Annotated in this window: 22 protein-coding genes and 1 tRNA gene; 6 read left to right on the top strand and 17 right to left on the bottom strand. The window is 39.2% G+C overall.

The features are described 5' to 3' along the window. Positions 1-19: 19 nt before the first annotated feature. Together AWN68_RS09705 and AWN68_RS09700 are read left to right on the top strand one after the other, a co-directional pair. Positions 20-793 (top strand): AMP nucleosidase, encoded by a 774-nt coding sequence (locus AWN68_RS09705; RefSeq protein ID WP_068414679.1) that lies wholly within the window; start codon positions 20-22, stop codon positions 791-793. After that, positions 793-2,427 (top strand): amidohydrolase, encoded by a 1,635-nt coding sequence (locus AWN68_RS09700; protein ID WP_068414676.1) that lies wholly within the window; start codon positions 793-795, stop codon positions 2,425-2,427. Before AWN68_RS09705 ends, AWN68_RS09700 begins: the two co-directional genes overlap by 1 nt. Before the next feature lie 246 nt (positions 2,428-2,673). Here AWN68_RS09700 and AWN68_RS09695 read toward each other — a convergent pair whose 3' ends face one another. The 12 genes from AWN68_RS09695 to AWN68_RS09640 all read right to left on the bottom strand — a co-directional run bounded on the left by AWN68_RS09695 (position 2,674) and on the right by AWN68_RS09640 (position 11,394). Beyond that, positions 2,674-3,135 (bottom strand): ExbD/TolR family protein, encoded by a 462-nt coding sequence (locus AWN68_RS09695; RefSeq protein ID WP_068414673.1) that lies wholly within the window; start codon positions 3,133-3,135, stop codon positions 2,674-2,676. Position 3,136: 1 nt separating this feature from the next. Beyond that, entirely contained in the window at positions 3,137-3,805 is a 669-nt protein-coding gene (locus tag AWN68_RS09690) for an ExbD/TolR family protein (RefSeq protein WP_068414669.1), read from the bottom strand. Between the two features lie 6 nt (positions 3,806-3,811). After that, positions 3,812-4,174, bottom strand: a complete 363-nt coding sequence (locus AWN68_RS09685; RefSeq protein WP_068414666.1) for a hypothetical protein — start codon at positions 4,172-4,174, stop codon at positions 3,812-3,814. 21 nt (positions 4,175-4,195) lie between these two features. Further along, complete coding sequence (locus tag AWN68_RS09680) at positions 4,196-4,990, bottom strand: MotA/TolQ/ExbB proton channel family protein (protein WP_068414663.1); 795 nt, start codon at positions 4,988-4,990, stop codon at positions 4,196-4,198. A 93-nt stretch (positions 4,991-5,083) separates the two neighbouring features. Beyond that, positions 5,084-5,170: transfer RNA gene (locus AWN68_RS09675), tRNA-Ser, on the bottom strand. A gap of 99 nt (positions 5,171-5,269) precedes the next feature. After that, positions 5,270-6,319 carry an asparaginase gene (locus tag AWN68_RS09670; protein ID WP_068414660.1) on the bottom strand — a complete coding sequence of 350 codons (1,050 nt, stop codon included), beginning with the start codon at positions 6,317-6,319 and terminating at the stop codon, positions 5,270-5,272. Then, on the bottom strand, positions 6,316-7,086 hold the full coding sequence (locus tag AWN68_RS09665) for a TatD family hydrolase (RefSeq protein ID WP_068414657.1): 771 nt from the start codon (positions 7,084-7,086) through the stop codon (positions 6,316-6,318). The genes AWN68_RS09670 and AWN68_RS09665 overlap by 4 nt, the downstream gene beginning before the upstream one ends. Further along, positions 7,083-8,195, bottom strand: a complete 1,113-nt coding sequence (locus AWN68_RS09660; RefSeq protein ID WP_068414654.1) for a glycosyltransferase — start codon at positions 8,193-8,195, stop codon at positions 7,083-7,085. Before AWN68_RS09660 ends, AWN68_RS09665 begins: the two co-directional genes overlap by 4 nt. Continuing rightward, positions 8,192-8,812, bottom strand: coding sequence for a polysaccharide deacetylase family protein (locus tag AWN68_RS09655; RefSeq protein ID WP_068414652.1), 621 nt, complete (start codon positions 8,810-8,812; stop codon positions 8,192-8,194). The genes AWN68_RS09660 and AWN68_RS09655 overlap by 4 nt, the downstream gene beginning before the upstream one ends. After that, entirely contained in the window at positions 8,799-10,019 is a 1,221-nt protein-coding gene (locus AWN68_RS09650; RefSeq protein ID WP_068414649.1) for a GAF domain-containing SpoIIE family protein phosphatase, read from the bottom strand. Before AWN68_RS09650 ends, AWN68_RS09655 begins: the two co-directional genes overlap by 14 nt. A gap of 4 nt (positions 10,020-10,023) precedes the next feature. Further along, the gene (locus AWN68_RS09645; RefSeq protein ID WP_068414647.1) at positions 10,024-10,278 is read right to left on the bottom strand and encodes a hypothetical protein; all 255 of its coding nucleotides are present in this window, start codon (positions 10,276-10,278) and stop codon (positions 10,024-10,026) included. 9 nt (positions 10,279-10,287) lie between these two features. Further along, positions 10,288-11,394, bottom strand: a complete 1,107-nt coding sequence (locus tag AWN68_RS09640) for a glycosyltransferase (protein WP_068414645.1) — start codon at positions 11,392-11,394, stop codon at positions 10,288-10,290. A gap of 80 nt (positions 11,395-11,474) precedes the next feature. Between AWN68_RS09640 and ruvC the strand changes: the two genes are divergently transcribed. Beyond that, the gene (gene ruvC, locus AWN68_RS09635; protein ID WP_068414642.1) at positions 11,475-12,038 is read left to right on the top strand and encodes a crossover junction endodeoxyribonuclease RuvC; all 564 of its coding nucleotides are present in this window, start codon (positions 11,475-11,477) and stop codon (positions 12,036-12,038) included. Positions 12,039-12,179: 141 nt separating this feature from the next. Then, complete coding sequence (locus tag AWN68_RS09630; protein ID WP_068414639.1) at positions 12,180-13,247, top strand: PAS domain-containing sensor histidine kinase; 1,068 nt, start codon at positions 12,180-12,182, stop codon at positions 13,245-13,247. 2 nt (positions 13,248-13,249) lie between these two features. Here AWN68_RS09630 and AWN68_RS09625 read toward each other — a convergent pair whose 3' ends face one another. Next, positions 13,250-13,642: an HIT family protein gene (locus AWN68_RS09625; protein WP_068414636.1), complete on the bottom strand. Its 393-nt coding sequence runs from the start codon at positions 13,640-13,642 to the stop codon at positions 13,250-13,252. A gap of 2 nt (positions 13,643-13,644) precedes the next feature. Then, positions 13,645-14,121, bottom strand: coding sequence for a transcription elongation factor GreA (greA, locus tag AWN68_RS09620; RefSeq protein ID WP_068414633.1), 477 nt, complete (start codon positions 14,119-14,121; stop codon positions 13,645-13,647). 389 nt (positions 14,122-14,510) lie between these two features. Here greA and AWN68_RS09615 point away from each other — a divergent pair, with 389 nt between their 5' ends. Continuing rightward, positions 14,511-15,629 (top strand): hypothetical protein, encoded by a 1,119-nt coding sequence (locus AWN68_RS09615; protein ID WP_068414630.1) that lies wholly within the window; start codon positions 14,511-14,513, stop codon positions 15,627-15,629. 26 nt (positions 15,630-15,655) lie between these two features. Here AWN68_RS09615 and AWN68_RS09610 read toward each other — a convergent pair whose 3' ends face one another. The 3 genes from AWN68_RS09610 to rsmA are packed head-to-tail and all read right to left on the bottom strand — an operon-like array spanning position 15,656 to position 18,724. After that, a complete protein-coding gene (locus AWN68_RS09610; protein WP_068415221.1) occupies positions 15,656-16,594 on the bottom strand; it encodes an NAD(P)-dependent oxidoreductase in 939 nt (312 codons plus the stop codon). 4 nt (positions 16,595-16,598) lie between these two features. Next, positions 16,599-17,957, bottom strand: coding sequence for a magnesium transporter (gene mgtE / locus AWN68_RS09605; protein WP_089082114.1), 1,359 nt, complete (start codon positions 17,955-17,957; stop codon positions 16,599-16,601). Further along, on the bottom strand, positions 17,945-18,724 hold the full coding sequence (gene rsmA / locus AWN68_RS09600) for a 16S rRNA (adenine(1518)-N(6)/adenine(1519)-N(6))-dimethyltransferase RsmA (RefSeq protein WP_068414627.1): 780 nt from the start codon (positions 18,722-18,724) through the stop codon (positions 17,945-17,947). The genes mgtE and rsmA overlap by 13 nt, the downstream gene beginning before the upstream one ends. 146 nt (positions 18,725-18,870) lie before the next feature. Here rsmA and pdxA point away from each other — a divergent pair, with 146 nt between their 5' ends. After that, the gene (gene pdxA / locus AWN68_RS09595; RefSeq protein ID WP_068414625.1) at positions 18,871-19,893 is read left to right on the top strand and encodes a 4-hydroxythreonine-4-phosphate dehydrogenase PdxA; all 1,023 of its coding nucleotides are present in this window, start codon (positions 18,871-18,873) and stop codon (positions 19,891-19,893) included. Positions 19,894-19,982 lie beyond the last annotated feature (89 nt).

Genomic DNA, 19,982 nt, shown 5'->3' with positions numbered 1-19,982 from the left:
CTGAACCCAAAACTTATACATGAAAACTAAGCAGGAAATTGTTGAAAACTGGCTCCCCCGCTATACGGGTGTTGCCAATGAAGATTTCGGAGAGTACATTCTACTGACTAACTTTATTACTTATGTAGAAATGTTTGCCGATAAGTTCGGGGTTGAAATCAATGGCGTAGGTCGTCCAATGCAGTCTGCAACGGCAGAAAACATCACCATTATCAACTTTGGGATGGGAAGTGCTATGGCAGCCACCGTGATGGATTTGCTCTCTTCTATAGCCCCTAAAGCTGTTCTGTTTTTAGGTAAATGTGGCGGATTAAAAAAGAAAACTGCCATTGGCGATTTAATACTCCCTATTGCAGCCATTCGTGGCGAAGGTACTAGTGACGATTATATGCCTCCTGAAATCCCTGCATTGCCTTCTTTCCGTTTACAGCGTGCAGTATCTTCAATGATCAAGAAGCACGAACGCGATTACTGGACAGGCACTTGTTACACCACCAACCGTAGGGTTTGGGAGCACGACAGAGCTTTCAAAAAATACCTCCGTAAAATTAGAGCGATGGCCGTTGATATGGAAACCGCTACACTTTTTACAGTAGGTTTTGTAAATCAGATCCCGCATGGCGCCCTCCTTTTGGTTTCTGACAATCCAATGATTGCAGAAGGAGTTAAAACGGAAGAAAGTGACAAAAAAGTCACCTCAAACTTCGTGAATGACCATTTAGAAATAGGAATTGATTCACTCCGAGAACTCAGAGACTCAGGTGATTCTGTAAAACATTTAAGATTCGAATAATGAAGAAATTATTAGCGATTGCCGCAGTGACATTTTTACTGTGGTCATGTGGTGGAAAACAACAAGCCGACCTGATCATTCATAATGCAACTGTTTACACCGTAAACGATGAATTTACAGTAGCCACAGCTTTTGCCGTGAAGGATGGAAAGTTTATCGGAGTTGGATCGGACGAAGACATTCTGAAAGACTTTGAGTCTGACGAAACCATTAACCTAGAAGGCGCTCCTGTTTACCCCGGACTTATTGATGCACATGCGCATTTCTACCGCTATGGTTTAGGCTTGAAAAATGCTGATTTGGTCGGCACAAAATCCTTCGATGAAATTCTGGAGATCCTTCAGGCACACCGCGAAAAATACCCAGACGATGAATGGATTGTAGGACGTGGTTGGGATCAAAATGACTGGGAGAACAAAGAATTCCCTAGTAAAGAAAAGTTAGACAAGCTATTTCCTGATGTTCCTGTATTCATTTCAAGAGTTGACGGTCATGCGGCTTTGGCAAACTCTTCTGCGATGAGCCAAAGCGAGATTTTCGGTAATACAAAAGAAGTGACCGGAGGTAAAATCTATTTCGATAAAGACGGAAAGCCAACTGGTCTGTTGGTGGACAACGCCATGGACCTGATTGGCAAATACATTCCTGAGCAAACGCGTGCCGACCAAATAGAAGCACTTATCATGGCACAACAGAACTGCTTTGCAGTTGGACTGACGGGTGTTGTTGATGCTGGCTTAGAAGTAAGCACAATTGAGTTAATCGATTCACTGAACAAATCAGGTGAATTAAAAATGAGGCTTTATGCCATGGTTGCTCCTTCGGAACAGAGTATAGACTACTTTAAAAAGAAAGGCAAGATCAAAACTGATTACCTCAATGTGCGCTCTTTTAAAGTGTATGGCGATGGTGCTTTAGGTTCTCGTGGCGCAAACCTTTTAAGCGACTACTCAGATGATCCAGGGAATTCAGGTTTCCTTTTAGAAACTGAGGCCAACTATGATGAGTTAGCGAGAACCATTTATGACATGGGCTTTCAGATGAACACTCATTGTATTGGCGACAGGACTGATCGTGTTATTCTAGATATCTATGGCAAATACCTTCCTGAAGGCAACGATTTAAGATGGAAGATTGAACATGCTCAGGTCGTTTCTAAAGAAGATGTTCCTAAGTTCGGGAAGTACAATATTATCCCATCAGTTCAGCCCACACATGCGACTTCAGATATGTATTGGGCTGTTGAAAGACTAGGAGAGGACAGAGTGAAAACTGCTTATGCCTATAAGGACTTACTTGACCAAAACGGTTACATAGCACTAGGTAGTGACTTCCCAGTAGAAGACATTAACCCGATGTACGGATTTCATGCTGCGGTTGCCCGTCAGGACGCTGAGAACTGGCCAGAAGGTGGATGGCAAGCTGAAAACAAACTAAGCAGAGAAGAAGCCTTAAGAGGCATGACCATCTGGGTCGCTTATTCCAATTTTGAAGAAAACGAAAAGGGAAGTATTGAAGTAGGTAAATTTGCCGATTTCATCTTCACCCAAAAGGACATGATGAAAGCCCCTGAGTCAGAATTGAGAAACTTAAAAGTTACAGCGACTTATTTGAATGGACAGAAGGTGTATTAAGAAAAGCACTACCTTATTAATAACAAAGGGGTTCTCTTATGTAAGAGAACCCCTTTGTTATTTAAGACCGAACCTATTCTAAGAATATCAAATGATTTAATTAATAATAAGTAAACCTAGACATCGTACATACCAGAGATACTAGAATGATAGACCGTTAAGTCATTAACAATAAATAGCACTTATGATTAGGCAAAAAAAAGGCCACCAAAATGGTAGCCTTTTTATATAAATTAGTTCTCAAAACTAGTTATCTGTCTTTTTAGGAGCAGCATAAATGATCTTACGAGCATTTGCTTCTCTCAATTCGGTCTGAATATCAACGATAATCCCCATTTTGGTATCCTTATCTACTTTTAGAGAAATCGTGATTTGATCACGTTCAACCTCACTTAGTAAATCCTTCTCTTGGTTCACCCACTGAACAATACCATCAATAGCGATAAATGCATCGTTGGCTTGCACCAATGATTCAGTACCGAAAATTTCTGGCTCTTTAGGCTCTCCTACATATAGATAAGTTACAAGTTTCTTCTTTTCAAGCTTCACTAACTGTTCCGCTCTTGGAATTTCTTGTTTTACCAAAACCTCTGTCTCTCTCATTACAGTAGTTACCATGAAGAAAAACAAAAGCATAAAGATAATATCAGGTAATGCTGCAGTTGGAATCTCCTGAGTCGATTCACTTTTTTTCTTAAACTTTGACATATTACCCTCCTACTTTACTTGGTTCTGCAATTGAGATCGCTTTAGGAATTCCTGAACGAGCTCTCTCATATAAATCCAAATCTCTTGGATCGTTTCTATTCAATTTTCTAAATTCCTCATCAGTTAAGCCTACCCTTTCACCGTATACTCGGTTATAGGCAGCATTTAGCTGATCTAGAATTTGAATGAAAATCTCATAACTACTTCCTCTATCCGCTTTAAGCGATACAATAGCAGCATTTGGGCCATCAGACGATTTGTCTGACCTCAAACTGTTATTAATGTATGCTTTCATAGTTGCAGGCAAAGACTCATAGGTTTGTCTATCACTCACTTTTGCACCTGTGGGACCTTTCTCAACGTCAGAAATATTACCGAAATTCAAAATAAAGTCATAAACCATATCTCCTATCAAAGATGGGTCATCTAGTGTCTCTCCTTCCACCATCAACTTATTCAGAGAGTTTACCTGAATTTTAAAGATATTTCTCTCTTGTTGTTTTACTGGGTCTGGAATGTCTTCCTCTTGTTTAGGAGGAAGTAACAAAGTCAAACCTTTGTTGGTGGCGATTTGAGTAGTTACCAGAAAGAATATCAATAATAGAAAAGCGATATCGGCCATTGAGCCCGCATTCACTTCCTGACTTCCTCTGTTTTTACTTCTTGCCATAATAAATTATCTAACGACTCTAGCGATTGACGAATAAACTAACCCTACAACTGCGACTACAAGTAGTACCAAAGTTGTGGTCATTGCTCCACCTATTAATCTATAGGTAGTTAAAGTAGATGCTGCAGAAGGGTCAATTTTGTTAGCTTCAAAAGCTTTTTGACTAACAAGATCTATCTCGGCAGGCGCCATTGAATACCCAATAAAGAATATCAATCCCAATACGACTATCCCAATACCGCTTTTCACCAAACTCTTAGGGTTACCAAAAGAGTTCACGAGGTTCATTACAATAGCAGCAACCGTTGCTACAATAAGCAGAATATAAGATGCGTATAATCCTAAATCAATTAATTGGTCCTGATCCATAATAATTTGTTTTCAGGTTAATTACTTAGACAAATTGTGTTTTACTAACAAATCAACCAAAGAGATTGAAGCGTCTTCCATTGAGTTAACAATTGAGTCAATTTTAGAAACACAGTAGTTGTAGAACAATTGAAGAATAATCGCAACGATCAAACCACCAACTGTTGTTAAAAGGGCCACTTTAATACCACCAGCAACCAATCCTGGAGAAATATCACCAGCTGCTTCAATAGCATCGAAGGCACCGATCATACCAATTACAGTACCCATGAAACCCAACATTGGAGCCAATGAGATAAATAATGAAATCCAAACTAGACCTCTTTCTAACCTACCCATTTCTACAGAGCCATAAGCAATCACTGATTTTTCAACCATTTCAATTCCTTCTGACATTCTCATAAGACCTTGAGTAAAGATGGATGCGACTGGACCTCTAGTGTTCTTAGTCACTTCTTTAGCAGCCTCAACTCCTCCAGACTCAAGAGCGTCTTCTACTTTGCTCAAAAGTTTGTTTGTGTTGGTAGTTGCCATATTAAGGCTGATAATTCTTTCAATTGAGATAGCAAGTCCCAGAATTAAACAGATTAATACAGGAGACATAAACTTAGGATCTCCTTCAATAAATTTTTGTTTGATGATTTGGTCTAAAGACTCTTCTGGCATATCTGCCATTTCATCTGAATAGTCAGGTGATTCTGGAATGGTGTTTTCTACTTGCTCTGCTGCACCATCTTGGGCATCGTCCTGAGCGTAAGCATTGAATCCAATCGACAGAGCGCCTAAGATCATCAATAGTGAGAATAACTTTTTCATAGTCTAGTTTTGATTAATAAAGGTTAAAACGGTTTCTAAATTATTAATAATTATTGTTAAAAGAAATTATACTTAAGTTTTTAGTTGATCATGCGGAGAGAGAGGGATTCGAACCCTCGATACCCTTTCGAGTATACACGCTTTCCAAGCGTGCTCCTTCAGCCACTCGGACACCTCTCCTCAACTTTTATCAACGAATGCGCTTATCGCAAGGTGACAAATAAATCAATAAAATAACCTTTATGCAAATTGATTTATGTTTTTGTCAATCAATAAAAATCAGTTCATTTCGCCCGAAATAGCACGGATCAATTTTTCTCTAAGTTCATCTAATCCAGTGCTTCTACCAAATAAGTGCATCATTTTAGTTGTAGCTGCCTCTGTGGTTAAGTCTCCACCACTAATAATACCTATGCGATTTAAAGCACTACTGGCTTCATATTTTCCTTGTATAACGTTTCCTCCATTGCATTGGGAGACATTCAATACAACAACTCCCTTGTTTACAGCACTTTCCAATAAGTCTAAAAACCAAGGTTGGTGAGGAACATTACCCGAACCATAGCTCTCCATGACCACACCCCTGATAGAAGGTGTATTCAATAAGTGACTTACCACCTGTTCATTAATACCCGGAAACAGCTTTAAAATAACAATATCATCCTTTAATTCTGGATAAAATATAAGTTCTGATGTGGGATCATATGCCTTTAAAGCGGCATAATTATAGTCTATTACGATGCCCGCTTCTGCCAGTGCAGGATAGTTCTCGGTCTCGAAAGCATCGAAATGACGGCTTTCAACTTTTTTTGAACGGTTACCACGCAACAATAAGTGGTTAAAAAAGATGCAAACTTCAGAAACCACAGGCACTCCATCCCTACTATCTGCAGCAATTTCTAAGGCGGTAACAAAGTTTTCTCGGCCATCTGACCTAGGTGAAGCGATAGGTAATTGAGCCCCTGTAAAAATCACAGGTTTGTTCAACCCTTGAAGCATAAAGCTCAAGGCCGAAGCAGAATACGCCATGGTATCTGTACCGTGTAATACGATGAAACCATCGTAAGCATCATAATTATCTTTGATGGTTTGCCCAATCTGTACCCAATGCTCAATTTTCACATTGGATGAATCGATCGGAGGATCGAACGAAATTACAGATAGATTAATATTTAACTCCTTTAATACAGGGATTCTGGCTACAACTCGTTCAAAATCACAAGGTACCAATGAACCATTTTCATCATAATCCATTCCTAATGTACCACCTGTGTATACTATTAGTATAGATGCTTTTGGATTGGGAGAAAATTCTAAAGTTGAAATCATGGCTGTACTTTGAATAATGAATTGGCATTTACAGTTGTGATGTCTTCTATCTCCTCCACCCCAACCTGCCTTAAATCTGCTATTTTTTGTGCTACCATTTTTAAATATGATGGCTCATTTCTTTTCCCTCTATGTGGAACAGGTGCCAAATATGGACTGTCGGTCTCTAAAACCACATGATCCATATTTAATTGTGGTATGACTTCATCCATACCACTGTTTTTGAAGGTAACTACTCCACCTAAGCCAATATAAAAACCTAATTTATGGATACGATCTGCTTGCGCTAAAGAACCATTAAAACAATGAAAAACACCCGTGAGGTTATCTTCTTTAAGCTGTTCAACCAAATCGATAGTCATGTCTAAGGATTCTCTGCAATGGATGATGATCGGTTTTTCGTATTGCTTTGCCCAGGCCACTTGAATCTTAAAGGCCTCGACTTGTTCATCGATGAAGGTTTTGTCCCAGTATAGGTCTGTGCCCATTTCACCAATGGCTACAAACTCGCGCTTCCCAAGCCATTCTTCAATCATATAAAGCTCCTTTTGAAAATCACCTTTTACAGAACAAGGGTGAAGCCCCATCGTAGCCACGCATAAATCAGGATATTTATACTCCAATTCCATCATTCCATCAATTGATGTATGATCAATATTTGGCATGTAAATCTTAGAAATCCCTTCTTCTCTTCCTCTTTCTAGCACTTCATCTATGTCCTTTTCAAACTGATCGGCATAAATATGTGCGTGGGTTTCAATCATCATTTAAACTTTCTTTTCTTCCAACTCACCTTAGGGTTAAGCACTAAAGCAACAAGAGCAAATGTATCTAAAAGAGCAATAATAAATGGTTTCAATACGCTAAACTTAACACCAACTTGATCTAGAGCGCTCTTGATTTGATGTTGTTTGATATTTTCGATCACCAGCTTTAATACTATTGAAGAAATCAACAGAACTTGCACTGTTGGGCTTGATAGAAAAAGCAGTACAACCAGCATTTCAATCAGCAACAGCCGATAAAGAATGAACCCGATACCAGAGAGCGTTCTGTAACTCAGCACCCCACTCAGCCACCGTTTTCTCTGATTAATATACCCCAAAACACTTTCGATTGGAGCAGTAATGACTCTTTCGCTCTCTATTAATTGAAAGGTCTTCAAGCCTAATTCCTTAGCGGCCAATAATAGTTTCAAGTCTTCCACTTTGGTTGCTCCCAGAGCTTCAAAACCGCCTACTGATTGATAAGCCTTTTTCGAAATCAACATGTTGTTCCCTAAAGCGGTAAGCGTATTCCCTCGATCTGAAAACACTTTCAAGGTATGAATGCTGTTTTGCCAGTCCATTTTCTGAAGGGAAGAAAAATAATTCTCGGCTTTCACCTCAGTATAGCCACTCACGATACCAAAACCCTGAACTGCTTGAGCAACCATGGTTTTTAGCCAATGTTCAGTCACTGTGGCGTCTGCATCAATAATGATAAAAAACTCTCCATCCGCTTTTGCTGCCAATTGTGCCATAACATTCGACTTGGCTATGAGTCCTCTTAAATTGGGCTGAATAGGAATTGATTTAACATTATGGCCTTTATTGATCCAGCGATCTATTATACTTTGGGTTCGGTCTGTAGACTGGTCATTCCCAACTAACACTTGAAGTTTATCACGCGGATAATCCACGTTCAATACAGAATTAAGGCATGCCTCTAAATTCTCTTCTTCATTTCTGGCAGCAATAAGGATGGATACTTTTGGCCAGACTTGAATGGAATCAATTTCAGCGGCTTTAATAAAGTGGTTTTTAAAACTCCATATTAAAAAGAGTTCCGACAGTAAGATGAGCGCAAAAGCAATAAGTAATACGCCAACAATCATAGCGGCTTAAATGTAAAACCTTTCGATTGAAAACACTCTAAATAGCGTGGCAGTACATATTGAAGGTTATCTAATGCTTTCAAGCTATCATGAAAAACAATAATACTTCCTGGTTTAGAATACTGAAGACTCTTTTTCAATACGGTTTCAGGAGATAGTTTTTTTGAAAAATCCCCGGAGAGCACATCCCACATAATAATTTTGCGGGAAGACAATTGTCTGATTTGCTTGGAGGTTATTTTACCATAGGGCGGTCTAAAAAGCCTCCCACCTTGATCGAAATTTTGCAGTTCTTCTTCACACTTTAGAAAATCTTTTAGGTATCCGGTAGCCTCTGTTTTCCATCCACTTAAGTGATGGTAGGTGTGATTACCCACTGAATGACCTCTATTAATCACTTCCTTAAAAATACCTGGATGCTTATGAATGTTCTCTCCTACACAGAAAAAAGTAGCCTTTGCATCAAACTCATCAAGGATTTTCAACACCCAGGGTGTAACCTCTGGAATTGGGCCGTCATCGAAGGTCAAATAAATGACTTTTTCTGTACTGGATTGTTTCCAAATTAAGCTAGGATAAAGCCAATGGGCAAATATGGGTGTTCTATGGAGTAGCATTATTTACCCTACAAGATAGGAAAGTAAGGTCATCGGCAAAGGCATTTTCTTTTTTGAAGCCTTCCAATTCTTTCATTAAGGCATTATGCGTTACCTGGAGATCCTCGTTTTGGTTTTCAATGAGGAATTTTTTCAACCTTTCATCGCCAAACTCTTCTCCTGCACTGTTAAAGGTCTCGGTGAGACCATCAGTAAACATGAACAGTGAAAATTCGTCAAGATTTTCAATTTCACCTTTATCTAAAAAAGGAAGAGGATCAAAAGCGCCCAATACAGTACTTCCTTCACTCAAAATCATCACCTTATCTTTAGTAATCAATACGGGATGGTTGTGTCCACAATTAAAGTAGCGTAGGTTCTTTTTGTCAAAATCGTAAACTGCTAAAAAGAAAGTAATGAAGTTTTCGCCCTTGGCATTGTGCCAAGTTTGGTGATTTAGCTCATGAATTACCTGTTCAGGGTTTTCCGCATTTCGGCTCAAGGTCCTTAATACTGCCTGAAAATTAGACATTAGTATAGCGGCTGGCATTCCCTTTCCAGAAACATCTGCTATACAAACTAAAAACTGATTTTCGTTGGGGATAGGAATATAGTCGTAATAATCACCGCCCACCGTCTTACACGGCTGATAAAAGGCCTTAATTTCAAGCTTCTCAGAATTGGGCAAAACATCAGGAAAAAGGTAATTCTGAACGTTTCTGGCCAGGTCCATTTCACGCTGAATAGCTTGTTGTTCAAGCTGTTTCCTGGCCAATCGTTTATTTTCAATGGCCACGAGAATTACATTACTTAAGGCTTGAATGAAAGTAGTATCTGCTCCGTTTTCTTCTTCAGAAGTTTTTATGAACACAAAAGCGAGAAGCTTCTCTTTGTGTGTTACAGGGATTATGATGTCAAACTCGTTGAAGCAAGAAATGGATAAGTTGACTTTATTGACCTCAACGATTTCTTTCAAATTGAGGCAGCCAGAGTCAAGTGGTATTTTGGAGAAATCCTTCTTGGTGCCAAACTGCACTTTACAGTCCCAATCTTCATCTTTAACATACAACACCATTCTTGACAGTTGCAGGTTGGCCCTTAAAGTGAACTCATAAATTTTATATAAATCGTCTTCGGGGAGGTTACTATTTACTGCTTGGGTAATTTCCAAGAGTGCATTTACCTCCATTTCCTTCCTGTAAAACTTACGTTGAAGTGTATCCTGCATAGCGCTAACGACCGTTGTGAACTAATAAACCTTCTTTTGTGGCCAAATAAAAATAAGATGCGAGATCATTTCCCAAATCCTTTGGCGCAATTGGCATTTCTGCTTGGCGGTCACCATAGCATTTCACCCAACCCTTGTTCAACAACTCTGTGAGCACTTTTTTAAGTTCGTCTTCCGTCAATTCTATTTCTTCTAGAATGGCATCAAAAGGTTGAACAAAGTAAAGCTCATCCAAAACATCAAACTCCATGTCCGTCATAATATTGCGCTAGATTTTGAAACTTCTTTCCTTCCATTGGAAACGACCAAAGTTAGATGCGAAACCAACATAAAGCACGTAAAAAGGATAAAAGGTTTGTAACAATAGGAAGTGGGAAAATGAGCAAGGCTGTTTTAAATCATGAAAGTAATTCCAAATAAGAAAGTGTTCTAAAGCCAACTTTATAAGCCAAAGGCCTGCTAACCACTTAAAGGACAGTTCTCCATAAATCGTCATCAATAATAAACCAACAAAAGCCAACTGTACTACATAAACATACAGGGCAGATACTATAGTAGTCCATCGCATACCTACCTTCCATTTGCTTGCCCATCGCTTACGTTGCTGCACAAAATCAGCCCAATGAGTATGTGCTAAAGTATGTACAACTGCTTCGGGGCTCTTGGCAAAGACAACACCCTCAGGATACTTCTTCGCAATTTTCATCAGCAGCAGCTCATCATCCCCAGAAGGGGTTTGTTCAATTCCAAGAAACCCTTCTACTTCAGTAAACACCGATTTTCGATAGGCCAAATTAGCTCCATTGGCCATGGTGGGTTTGCCTAAACCAATCAGTGCTGCGGAAGAAGCCAACACTGCACCAAATTCTATCCGCTGCAATTTCTGAAAGAAGTCCGCTCCTTCCAACACTACTGGTCCAGTAATTATTTGCGTTTCTGTATTATTGAAACCTGAAGTCATTGCTGATAGCCAGTTTTTATCAAACCAGCAATCAGCATCGGTAGTGACAATAATTTCACCACAAGCCTGAGCAATACCTGCGGCAATGCCAGCCTTCTTCCCTTGAGTCTCCTTTAAAGAAATAATACTGAAAGAGAAGGGCATGTCTTCTTTCGTAAGTTCCTTCAATACTTTTAAAGAATCATCATTAGAATGATCATTGACAAAAAGCACCTCGAAGGACGAATGAGTTTGGGCCTTCAAAGCCTTCACCAATCGTCTCAAGTTTGTTTCTTCATTTCTAAAAGGAACAATTACGGACACCTTTTCTCCATACTTTTTAGAAAAAACAAGCGGTATCTGTTGCCAAGTGACAATGGGGAAAAGCAGTAGAAGCAAATAACTGACAACAATACCAGCGGCAATAAGAACCATATGCGAATTACGCGGAAAGCCTTTGGATTTAAAACCCTGTTTTAAATTACAGAAATGGAAGGTTTATTTATCTTGCGCATATGCCTTTAGCCAAAGCCCCCATTAAAGAAAAAATTATTCTTGGTATCGACCCCGGTACCAGCATAATGGGTTACGGGCTAATTTTGATTTCAGGCAAAAAGATCACGTTACTCCAATTCGGTGTTATTCACTTAAGTAAATATACAGGCCACGAACTGAAATTGAAGAAGATTTTTGAGAGAGTTACTTCTATCATTGAAGAATTTCAACCTGATGAAATGGCATTGGAAGCTCCCTTCTTTGGAAAAAATGTTCAGTCCATGCTGAAACTAGGAAGGGCGCAGGGTGTGGCGATGTCTGCAGCCTTGGCTAGAGAAATTCCTATTACTGAGTATGCCCCTAAAAAAATTAAACAATCGGTTACGGGTAATGGCAATGCCTCTAAAGAACAAGTAGCAGCCATGTTGAAAACCCTATTAAAAATCGAAACATTACCCAAGCTACTCGATGGAACCGATGCTTTGGCAGTAGCCCTCTGCCATCATTTTCAAGGAGGAAGCCAACAAAGCGGCAACAAAAGCTGGAAGTCTTTTATCTCCGACAACCCCGGACGAGTAAAATAAGGCGGGCTAATTTCTTTATTATTTTATATCATCATTCAATTATAATACATATACTTACTCATAAGGATACACGAGTACGACATGTCTTAATGTATAATTCGCCCGTGATTTTTAGGCATTCACTGAAAGGACACCCCATATATGAATAAACTCAGACTCAATTCAGACTATTTCTTTAAGTTATCTCCAGACTTACTCTGTATTGCCGGGTTTGATGGGTTCTTCAAAAGGATCAATCCAGCGGTTTCAAATCTTTTGGGTTATACTGAAGAAGAGTTAATGTCTCGTCCTATTGATGATTTTATTCATCCTTCAGATCAAAACATTACCTCTCAATACCGAGAGAACATTAAAAAGGGAAATCCACTGCTCAATTATGAAAATCGTTATATAAAAAAGAACGGTGAAATAGTGTGGTTGGCGTGGACCTCAATGCCTTTGAATGATGAATCTTTAGTTTATGCTATTGCCAAAGATATAACGCATAAAAAGAAACTAGAAGAAGAGCGAAATGCGTTATTAGCCAACCTTTCAGTAATGAATAAGAAGTTGAAAGACCTATCCTTCACAACTTCACATGATTTAAGGGGCCCTGTAAATAACCTATTTGGCATTCTTCACCTTTTGGATACTTCTGAAATTAAAAACCCAGAAACACTACACCTAATTGAGCTGTTAAAAACAACTTCTGAAAAACTTGAAGTGAAGATGAACAGGCACTTAGACGCCCTCAGTGAGAATGCTAAGGTTTCGGTTAAAATCGAAGATGTATCATTGACCGAAGTATTGAAAAGTGTACAAGATTCCATTGCCACACTGATCGACAACTCAAAAGTAATTTTCCAAGTTGATTTCACTGCATTTCAAACCATCAGTTTCAATAAAGACTACCTAGAAAGCATATTCCTGAATCTAATTACCAATTCGATTAAATATGCTAGACCAGACACTCTGCCTATTATATCCATACAGTCCAAAATGGTAAATGAAGTGAAACGCCTTGTTTTTATCGACAATGGTATAGGCTTTAATAAAGATGAGGTAAAAGATAGAATTTTTGGTTTGAGCCAGACCTTTAACACGCGTCCAGAGAGCAAAGGCATAGGCCTTTATCTTGTCCATACACACATGACCAACTTAGGTGGTCATATTTCGGTGGAAAGTAAAATCAATGAAGGGACAGAGTTTACGCTATCCTTTAAAAATTAAGATTAGTACTTACCTCTGATCTTCTCGGCCGTGTCGGCCAATTCTTCTTGACTTAAACTTAGTTTGGGTTTACTAAAGTCAATATCAGAGATATTCTGAAGGGGAATTAAATGGATATGTACATGAGGTACCTCAAGACCAATAACAGCCACACCTATTCTTTTACAAGGCACAGCGGCTTCAACTGCCTTGGCCACTTTTTTGGTAAAAGTGTGCAAGTTTATGTAAGCATCTTCACCCATATCAAAAATATAATTCACCTCCTTTTTAGGAACGCATAATACATGGCCTATTTTCAATGGATTGACATCCAGAAAGGCTATGTTATTATCGTCTTCTGCCACAATGTGGCCGGGAATTTCTCTATTAATGATTCGAGTGAAGATACTTGGCATAATTACTCTAATGTGATGTCTAATATTTCGAATTGCATAGTGCCAGCAGGAGCCGTTACTTCTGCAATCTCACCAATTTTTTTATTCAAGAGTCCCTTGCCTATTGGTGATTCATAAGATATTTTTCCAGCCTTCAGATCCGCTTCTTTTTCGGATACTAAAGTGTATTTTACTACCATGCCGTTTTTAACGTTCTTGATCTTCGCTGTTGAAAGGATTGACACCTTTGAAAGGTCCACGTTTTCATCTTTCATGATTCTTGCGTCACCCACAACTACTTCCAGCTCAGAGATTCTCATTTCCATGAGACCCTGTGCATCTTTTGCAGCATCATATTCAGCATTTTCACTCAAATCACCTTTATCGCGTGCCTCGCCAATCTGCTTCGACATGTCCGCTCTACCTTTGGTTTTAAGGTGATGAAGCTCATCCTTCAATTTCTGCAAGCCTTCTTCCGTGTAATATGAAATTCCAGCCATAATTTTAATTGTTTATTTTGTTATGCTATAAAAAACAAAGAACGGCTCCTAACAGAAACCGTTGCTTTAAATACAAAAATCGCCCGTAAAAGCGATGTATGCTTCAAATTTAAGCAAAATATCTATAGTCTCCTACTAACGATGGGTTTACTCAGGTAATTGAAAAGGGCTTAAAATTAGATTTGAAGTGTATTTATTAGTTTTTGGGGGCTCTAAAACAACAGTTGCTTACTCCCAATTTAGCCCCTATCTACCTTCTCACATTATATAGTATTCAACTAACCATCACTTCATTAATTCTTCTCCCTCACTAAGACCGCATAAAGTGTTCTCTTTTAAGGAAAAGAAGTTCTTTGAAACAAGAAGAATTTAAACTATAATTATATTTTATGCCTAAAATTCAAGGATCGAACAATATTTACTGGCTCATATCTTGCCTACTTGTAATTTCAAGTTGTGGCAAAAACTCTACTGAGAAGAGCCAAGGATTGATAGAGCTTAAGAAAAGCGAGGTGGTAATCAGTCACGGAGATTTACTTTTAAACAATAGGTCGGGGTTGAGTAAAATAACAGGTAGAGACAGTTTGTTAAGCCTAAGCCAAGCTACTAAACAGCTGGTAATATTTGACCTTAACACAAAGCTCCCTGTCTACAATATTGGAGTTTCTTTTGACGGACCAAATTCCTTTGATGTACAAACGAGTGAAATGGATATTCTAGGCGAACGGCTATATGTTTTGTCCAACAATTTTTTCAGTGTTTACACATTAGAAGGTAAACTTATTGCTCGTTATGGATCAGATGATATTACTGGGATGAACACGGACTTCAAAATTTTTGATTTTGAGTTAATCAACCCCGATTTAGTCCTCTTCAACAAAGTATCATTTCAAGCTTTTGGAAGTAAATTCATGTTTAAAAACCCACAAAATATATTCATAACCTTTCACTTGAAAACAAAGACTATCAATGAATTAAACGTTTATCCCCCAAAAGAAGCATTGGTAGATGTGCCTGAACAAGGGTACTATAATGATTTCTCGTTTCATGATATGGTTTATTCAAATGATTCTATCATCTACAGTTTTCGTTTTTCTGCGAAAACATATGTATACCAATTATCAAAAGACAAAACCACTGTGCTGGACACCAAATCCAGTTTCGTATCGAATTTAAGAGAGCCTACAACCCCTGAAGTAAAAAGAAGTCGCAAGTGGCTGGAGTATGAAATGTCTGGGTCTAAATTTTCTAAATGGTCTAAAGACAATAAATCTGGCTACTACGCACGTATTCATTCCGAACTTCGGCCGTTACCCAACGGGGATCTGTACAATTTCAAGTACTTAATGGTGCTCAACCCAAGGCTTGAAGTAGTGGCAGAGATCGAAATTGAGGCTAGGGTAAGGGAGCCAGCAATATTCGGCAACGGTAAAATCTATATTCAGCGGACTGATCAGATGATTGAAGATGGTTTCCAGTATAATGTTTATGAGCTTGTAACTAATTGAGAGACCTAGATTAGTGTAGAGATAATCTAGAAATTATAATGGGCGGAAATTTTACCTACCAACACTTCATTAATTCTTTTGTAAGAGGAGAAAGTCCAGCCCCCTACATGCGGTGAAAACACTACATTCTTTCTTGAAAATAAATCTGTAAACTGGTTGCGTTCTTCTTCGGTCAGTTTATCGAACTTCTCCTTGTCTAAAACATCCAGCGCTGCACCTTTTACCTTGCCAGAGTCTAATAATTCCAGAAGGTCTTTAGTGGGTAAAATCTCGCCTCGGGCAGTATTCAAAAGGTAGATATCCTTTCTGAAATTTTGAATAAAGTCTTTATTCACCCAAGCGAGTGTTTCTTCATTCAAAGGGACATGAAGGCTAAGAATATCGGCTTTATCATACAGCTTAGCCAAGCTTACTTCTTCTACGTTTTTGGTTCCAAAACCCTTTTTGTACTTGTCGTACACCAACACGCGGCAATCGAAAGCCCTAAGCCTTTGCACAAAAGCCTGCCCCATGTAGCCATAACCAACAATACCAATGGTTTTGTCACTTAACTCATCGCCTCGGTTCCCCTCTCTGTCCCAAATCCAGTTTCTTACTTCGGCATCCGCCTTTACAATATTATTCAACATAGAAAGCAGTAAACCCATGGCGTGTTCGGCCAATGCGTCTCTATTTCCTTCTGGGGCATTTAGGATTTCTATTCCCTTCGATTCAACGTATTGTACATCTATCTTATCTAAACCAGCCCCTGCTCTTCCTATCACTTCCAATTTAGTGGCAGCGTCAATAAGCTCTTGATCTACATCGGTTTTAGAACGAATAAGCAAGCCTTCATAATCACCTATTATATTGAGCAATTCCCCTCTTGAGATATGCGGCTGATAATTGGCATCTATTCCAATTTTTGAAAGCAATCCGCAGATACTTTGATGCATGTCGTCAACGATCAAAAACTTTTTCTGCATGAGCTTAGAGTAATAAATTTGCAATGAGTAAATACACGGTAATTCCCAACATGTCGTTGGCGGTAGTAATAAATGGACCAGAAGCCAATGCAGGATTGATCCCGAACCTATCTAATATTAATGGCGTTGCTGTTCCGGTAAAGGAGGCCAGTAGTACAACGGCTTGCAGTGCAATAGCGACTACTAAACCGAGTTTAACTTCTCCATATAGATAGACAAAAAAGAAACTGATGGACCCCAAAACCAAACCCGTAAACATGGCGATCGCCACCATTTTCAATAGCCGCTTCCCCAAACTATCCGTAAACACCGATTTATTGGCCAAACTCTGAACCACTAGCGTAGAAGACTGGACTCCTACGTTTCCGCCTGTCGCCATAATGAGGGGAATAAACAAGGCCAAACCTGTGATTGTTTGAATCTGGTCTTCGAAACCGCGAATCACAAAAGCCCCAACGATTCCACCCACCAAGCCAATGACTAGCCATGGTAATCGGGCCTTCAGAATCACCCAAATAGAATCATCTTCTTCAACATCTGAAGAGATACCAGACATCAACTGTCGGTCTTCTTCGGCTTGATCAGTAATTACGTCTACAATATCATCGATTGTAATTCTACCCACCAGCTTGCCTTGAAGGTTTACAACGGGCACCACATCGAGGTCATATTTTTGCATGATATCGGCCACCTCCTCTTCATCCATATAGGTTTCAACTGAGATGACATCTTCATCATAAATTTCGCTGATATGTGTATTGTCATTCGCCAGCAAAATATCCTTTACTGAAACCTTACCCAACAATTTATGCTTATCATCAACAACATAAACAGCGTAAATACGATCAACGTTTTCGCGCTGTCTTCTAATTTCTTCAATGGTTTGAACGATGTCCCAATTCAGGTTGGCAACAATCATTTCCTTGGCCATCAATCCACCCGCACAATCTTCAACATACCGCATCAGCTCATGAATATGAGCAGCAGTATCGGGGTCTATAATTTCAGAGATTACTTCTTCACGAGTTTTTGCAGGAAGTTCATTAATAATATCCACCGCATCATCGGAATCCATTTCCGTAATATAATCGGCTACTTCTTTGGGAGTGAAGTTTTCTAAGAACTTGGTTCGGGTAGCCTCTTCAAGGTCCTCAATAATTTCGGCACCAACTTCATTGTCCAAAATGTCTATGACATATTTGGCCTTTTCGCTGCTCACCTCATCTAAGAGCGCAGAAATATCAGCAGAATTCACCCCCTCCATCGTGTCACGAATGAAGACACTATCTTGCCCCTCAATGGCTACTTCAAGCGCACTGAGGTACTCTTTAGAAAGTTCAAAGCTGATTTTTACTCCCGACACGATGTTATAAGATTTGTCAGTTCCACATACTGGTCAACAGAAAGTGTTTCGGCCCTTTGATCGAGCACTTTTTCACCATTCAGTTCCTCTGGCAAATTTATTGGTTTTAGCGCGTTGCGCAATGTTTTCCTTCTCATTTGAAAACCTGCTTTCACCACTCTTCTGAAAAGCACTTCATCACAATCTAATGACACTCTTTTGTTCCTTTTTAGCCGAATTACGGCACTATTTACTTTGGGAGGAGGGTTGAAAACATTAGGAGGAACTGTGAACAAATATTCTAAATCGTAATAAGCTTGTAAGAACACGCTCAAAATTCCATAGGTTTTGTTTCCTGGAGGAGAAATAAGGCGATCAGCCACTTCTTTCTGAAGCATACAAACCACTTCTGGCACTTGCTGCTTTAGGTCCAGTACTTTGAAAAATATTTGAGATGAAATATTATAAGGGAAGTTACCAATCACCGCAAATTGACCTGGAAAGTAGTCTTCCATATTGAGCTTTAAAAAGTCGCCTTCAATAATCCTTCCTTCCAATTGAGGAAAATGCTGTTTTAAATAGGCTACGGAGTCTCTATCAAGTTCAATCACTGAGGTTTCCCCTTCATTCTGTAAAAGAAATTGAGTCAACATACCAGTCCCTGGCCCTATCTCTAGCACCTTATCATATCCGCCATGCCTCGTAAGCCCATCAGCAATTTGCTTGGCAATATTTAAATCTTTTAGAAAATGTTGGCCGAGATGTTTCTTGGGTCTGACTGCTGACATGGGAGTAACTTATAGAAAAAACATTAATTTGCACAAAATGAGAATTCTGTTGAAGATTACTCAGGGCAGAGCTTCATTGTTCTTCTCACATTCAAACCTACTTCAACTTTTCTTTAAAGATTACAAAAGCAGGAAATTCTTTGATCATGAATCTACATTCGGAAGACGAAACAACATACAAACCAGTAATTGGAATTACCATTGGCGATATTAATGGCATTGGTCCTGAAGTAATTATCAAAACCATTTCAGAGCAAAAGCTTTACGATTACGTGACCATCATTTTATACGGACACGGAAAAGCCTTTTCGCACTATAAGAAAATTCTAGGCTTAGATAATTTCTCCTTTTACCAATTCAATACTGGCGATAGGCTTCATGAAAAAAAGGCCAACGTAATTAATTGCTGGGAAGAGGATTTTGAAATTAAGCCAGGCGAAGAAAATGCTACTGGCGGTAAGTACGCTTTAGCATCTTTACAAAGGGCCGTAGAAGATTTGCAGAATGGAGTTATTGATGGCGTAGTAACAGCTCCTATTAGTAAACACAATATTCAAAGTAGCGAATTCTCCTTCCCAGGTCATACCGAGTTTTTCACTACTACATTTGGCGCAAAAGATAGTCTGATGTTTCTCTGCAACGATCGCCTGAGAATCGGTGTAGCCACTGGCCATATTCCTCTAATGAAAATTAAAGAAGAGTTGACCGCTGAAAGACTGACCAGCAAAATTGATTTGATGTTAAAATCACTTAAAAAAGATTTTGGCATTACTAAACCCAAAGTGGCCATTTTAGGACTTAACCCACATGCTGGAGAAGACGGTCTTTTGGGTACGGAAGAAAAAGAATTGATTATACCTGTCATCAACGAGTTTAAAGAAAAGGGGCATTTGGTTTTTGGGCCCTACCCTGCCGATGGTTTCTTTGGCAATAATACCAACGCAAAATTTGATGGAATACTAGCCATGTACCACGATCAAGGCTTAATTCCGTTCAAAACTATAGCTTTTGAAGACGGTGTTAACTTTACTGCGGGTTTACCTATTGTAAGGACATCACCAGACCATGGGACTGCTTTTGGCATCGCTGGTAAAAACGAAGCCGACCCTAGCAGCATGAGGGCCGCACTTTATATGGCCATTGACATCATTAGAAACAGAAGGGAATAAGCTCATTCTGAGTAATTAAGCCCGATTTCAAGGATGCCATTTAAAGCGCATAAGCTAGTGCCCAATTTTTGTTCAATATTTATTAAGGA

The sequence above is a fragment of the Roseivirga echinicomitans genome, assembly GCF_001592935.1.
GTDB classification, from domain to species: domain Bacteria; phylum Bacteroidota; class Bacteroidia; order Cytophagales; family Cyclobacteriaceae; genus Roseivirga; species Roseivirga echinicomitans.
Note: the sequence above shows the minus strand (reverse complement) of the source record. Positions and strands in the feature narration are given on the sequence as shown.